This window comes from Streptomyces niphimycinicus (assembly GCF_018883605.1).
Classification (GTDB): Bacteria; Actinomycetota; Actinomycetes; order Streptomycetales; family Streptomycetaceae; genus Streptomyces; species Streptomyces niphimycinicus.
The window spans coordinates 1-4,679 of sequence record NZ_JAHLEM010000138.1; the positions used below are offsets into that span (position 1 = coordinate 1).

1 protein-coding gene is annotated in these 4,679 nt (G+C 74.6%); it reads left to right on the forward strand.

Annotation, left to right across the window (positions count from 1 at the left end):
* A partial coding sequence (locus KN815_RS14305; RefSeq protein WP_216342311.1) for a type I polyketide synthase occupies positions 1-4,679 on the forward strand: 4,679 nt, incomplete at both ends.

Genomic DNA, 4,679 nt, shown 5'->3' on the forward strand with positions numbered 1-4,679 from the left:
CGGAGCGGTTCCTGGTCTCGCTGGGCGAGGCGTTCGTCCGTGGGGTGGCCGTCGACTGGGCCGCGGTGTTCGCCGGGACGGGGGCGTCCGTGGTGCAGTTGCCGACGTACGCCTTCCAGCGGCAGCGCTACTGGCTCGAGGGCTCCTCCGCACCCACCGCCGAAGGCGAAGCGGTGGACGCGGACTTCTGGGACGCCGTCGAGCGCGAGGACCTGGCCGCGCTGGCCACCGCGCTGGAAGTGGACGCCGAGGAGTCGTCCCTGGCCATGGTGGTTCCGGCGCTGGCCTCTTGGCGCCGGGCGCGCCGCGAGCGGTCGGTGCTCGACTCCTGGCGCTATCACATCGCCTGGAAGCCCCTGGGCGACGCGCTCACCGCCCCGCACGACCGGTCGTCGGCCGGTGCCACCTGGCTGATCGCCGCGCCCGCCGGAGCGCCGGAAGGCCCGCGGGTGGCGGAGGCGCTGCGGGAACGCGGCGCCCAGGTGCGGCTGGTGGAGCTGACCGAGGCGGACGCCGTACGCGAGGCGCTCGCCCGCAGGCTGGGCGAGGCGACGGCGGACACGCCCCCGACCACGGACACGCCCCCGACCACGGACACGCCCCCGACCACGGACACGCCCCCGACCGCGGTGCTCTCGCTCCTCGCGCTCGCCGAGGAGCCGTACGGGGCGGGTACGGCGCAGCCGCTCGGCCTCGCCCTCAACCTCGCCCTGCTACAGGCGCTCGGCGACACCGGCACCGACGTCCCCATCTGGTACGCCACGCGCGGGGCGGTGTCCGTGGGCCGCGCGGACGTACTGGACCACCCGCTACAGGCCCTCACCTGGGGCCTGGGCCGGATCGCCGCCGCGGAATACCCACGGCGCCGGGGCGGTCTGGTCGATCTGCCCGGCACCCTCGACGACCGCGCCATCGCGCGGCTGTGCGGTGTGCTCGCGGGCCGGTCGACCGGCGAGGACCAGGTGGCGGTGCGCGCCTCCGGTGTCCACGGGCGCAGGCTGGTCAGGGCCTCGGCGGCGCTGACCGACGCCACCGCGCCGTGGCGGCCGCGCGGCACCGTGCTGGTGACCGGTGGCACCGGTGGCCTGGGCGCCCATGTGGCGCGCTGGCTGGCCCGGGGTGGTGCCGAACATCTGGTGCTCGCCGGCCGCCGGGGCCCCGAGGCCCCCGGCGCTGCCGAACTCGCCGCAGAGCTGAGGGAGTCGGGCGTCCGGGTGACCGTGGCGGCGTGCGACGCAGCCGACCGCGACGCGCTGGCCGCCCTCCTCGCCACGCTGGACGAGGACGAGGCCCCGCTCGACGCGGTCGTCCACACCGCGGGCGTTCTGGACGACGGGGTGCTCGACACCCTCACCCCCGAGCGCGCCGAGGGGGTGCTGCGCCCGAAGGTGGACGGGGCGCTCCATCTGCATGAACTCACCCGCGACCGCGAGCTGTCCGCCTTCGTGCTCTTCTCCTCCTTCGCGGGCACGCTCGGCGGCCCCGGCCAGGGCAGTTACGCGGCCGCCAACGCCTTCCTCGACGCGCTCGCCCACGCCCGCCGCGCCCAGGGCCTCCCCGCCACCTCCGTGGCCTGGGGCGCGTGGTCCGGTGGCGGACTGGTCGACGAGGCGGTCGAGGCGCGGCTGCGCGCCACCGGTATGCCCGCGATGGCGCCCGACCCGGCGATCGGCGCCCTTCAGCGCGCCCTGGACGTGGGCGACACCCATGTGGCCGTGGCCGATATCGAGTGGGACCGGCTCATCGCCGCCACCCCCTCGCTGGACGGGGCCGCCGTGCTCGGCGAACTCCCCGACGCCCGGCGGACGGACGCGGCGAACATCACCGCAGGCGACGCGGACACCCCGCTCGCCCAGCGGCTGGCCGGGCTGTCGCCGCAGGAGGCCGAGGAGGCGCTGGCCGACCTCGTCAGCACCGAAGTGGCCGCCGCGCTCGGCTATCCCGACACCACGGCGGTCGAATCCGGGCGCGCCTTCCGCGAGTTGGGCTTCGACTCGCTCACCGCCGTCGACCTGCGCAACCGGCTGAACGCGGCCACCGGGCTGCGGCTGCCGGTCACCCTCGTCTTCGACTATCCGACCGTCACCGCGCTGACCCGCTTCCTGCTGGCCGAGAGCGGCGCCGCAGACACCGATACCACCGCCCCCGCGGGCCCGGTGCCCGCCACCGCCGCGGTCGACGACGACCCGATCGCCATCGTGGCCATGAGCTGCCGCCTGCCCGGCGGGGTGACCACCCCCGAGGAGCTGTGGCAACTGCTGATGGACGGCCGCGACGCCGTCTCGGACTTCCCCACCGACCGCGGCTGGGACATCGAGGGCCACTACGACCCCGACCCCGACAAGCCGGGCACCTTCTACGCCACCGGCGGCGGATTCCTCCACGAGGCCGACCACTTCGACCCCGAGTTCTTCGGGATCTCCCCGCGCGAGGCGCTCGCCATCGACCCGCAGCAGCGGCTGCTGCTGGAGACGAGCTGGGAGGCGTTCGAACGGGCCGGGATCGACCCGGCCTCGGTGAAGGGCACCCAGGCCGGAGTCTTCATCGGCGCCAGCTACAACGACTACGGATCGCGCTTCGACCGTGCGCCCGAGGAGTTCGAGGGCTATCTGGCCACCGGCAGCGCGAGCAGCGTGGCCTCCGGGCGCATCTCGTACACCTTCGGCCTCGAAGGCCCCGCGGTCACCGTCGACACCGCCTGCTCCTCCTCGCTGGTCGCCCTCCACCAGGCGGCGCAGGCACTGCGCCAGGGGGAGTGCTCGCTGGCGCTGGCGGGCGGCGTCGTCGTGATGTCCACACTGGACACCTTTATCGAGTTCAGCCGGCAGCGGGCCATGGCCCCCGACGGCCGCTGCAAGGCGTTCTCGGCGGACGCCGACGGCGCCGGATGGGCCGAGGGCGTCGGCATGCTGCTGCTGGAGCGGCTCTCGGACGCGCGGGCAGGCGGCCATGAGGTACTGGCGCTGGTACGCGGCTCCGCCGTCAACCAGGACGGCGCCAGCAACGGCCTCACCGCCCCCAACGGCCCCTCCCAGCAGCGGGTGATCCGCCAGGCACTGGCCGGTGCGGGCTTGTCGGCCGCGGATGTGGACGCGGTCGAGGCCCATGGCACCGGCACCCGGCTCGGCGACCCGATCGAGGCGCAGGCCCTGATGGCCACCTACGGCCAGGGCCGGGACGCCGAACGGCCGCTGTGGCTGGGCGCGCTGAAGTCCAACATCGGCCACACCCAGGCCGCTTCGGGGGTCGCCGGGATCATCAAGATGGTGCTGGCGCTGCGCCGCGGTGTGCTGCCGAAGACCCTCCACGCCGATGCGCTCTCGCCCGACATCGACTGGTCGGCCGGTGCGGTGGAGCTGCTGACCGAGGCCCGGGAGTGGCCCGGGACGGGACGGCCGCGGCGCGCGGGCGTGTCCGCCTTCGGCGTCAGCGGCACGAATGTGCACGTGGTGCTGGAGCAGGGCCCCGAGCCCACCGCACCGGTGGCCGAGCGGTCGGTCGGCTCCGATGTGGTGCCCTGGGCGCTCTCCGGGCGGAGCGGGATGGCGCTGCGGGCGCAGGCCGGGCGGCTGCGGGCCCATCTGGAGGAGCGGCCGGAGCTGCGCCCGGTGGACGTCGGCTACGCGCTGGCGACGAGCCGCTCGGCCTTCGGCCACCGCGCCGTGGTCGTCGGCGCCGAGCGGGATGAGCTGCTGCGGGGCCTGGCGGAACTGGCCTCGGGGACGGCCCGGGAGACGGAGGCCGACACCGGGAAGACGGCCTTCCTGTTCACCGGGCAGGGCGCCCAACGACCCGGTATGGGAAGAGAGTTGTATGACGCCTTCCCAGTGTTCGCGGCCGCGTTCGACGCGGTGTGCGCGGAGCTGGACCCTCATCTGGGCGGCCCGGTACGGGAGGTGGTGTTCGGGGCGGACCCGGAGCCGCTGAACCGGACCGTATTCACCCAGACCGGGCTGTTCGCCCTCGAAGTGGCGCTCTACCGGTTGGTCGAGTCCTGGGGCCTGCGCCCGGACTTCCTGGTCGGCCACTCGGTGGGCGAGCTGGCGGCGGCCCATGTTGCGGGGGTGTTCTCGCTACGGGACGCCTGTGCGCTGGTGGCGGCCCGGGGCCGGCTGATGCAGGCGCTGCCCGAAGGCGGTGCGATGGTGTCGCTCCAGGCGGCCGAGGCCGAGGTGGTCCCGCACCTCGAAGGCCACCAGGACCGGGTGAGCGTGGCGGCGGTCAACGGGCCACGGGCGACCGTCATCTCCGGTGACGAGGAGACCGTCCTGCGGATCGCGGAGGCGGTCGGGGCCAAGGGCAAGCGGCTCACCGTGTCCCACGCCTTCCACTCGCCGCTGATGGACGCCATGCTCGCCGAGTTCGGCACGGTGGCCGCCGGGATCGGCTACTCCGCGCCGCGGATCGCGGTGGTCTCCAACGTCACGGGTGAGGCGGCGGGCGAGGAGCTGTGCTCGCCGGAGTACTGGGTGCGCCACGTCCGCCGGGCGGTGCGCTTCGGGGACGGCATCCGCTTCCTCACCGGGCGCAAGGTGACCCGCTTCGTCGAGATCGGCCCCGCCGGTGTGCTCTCCGCCATGGGCCAGGAGTGCCTGGCCGATGCCGATGCCGACGCTGATGCCTATGCCGACATCGACACCGCCGCGTTCGTTCCGCTGCTGCGCAAGGACCGGGGTGAG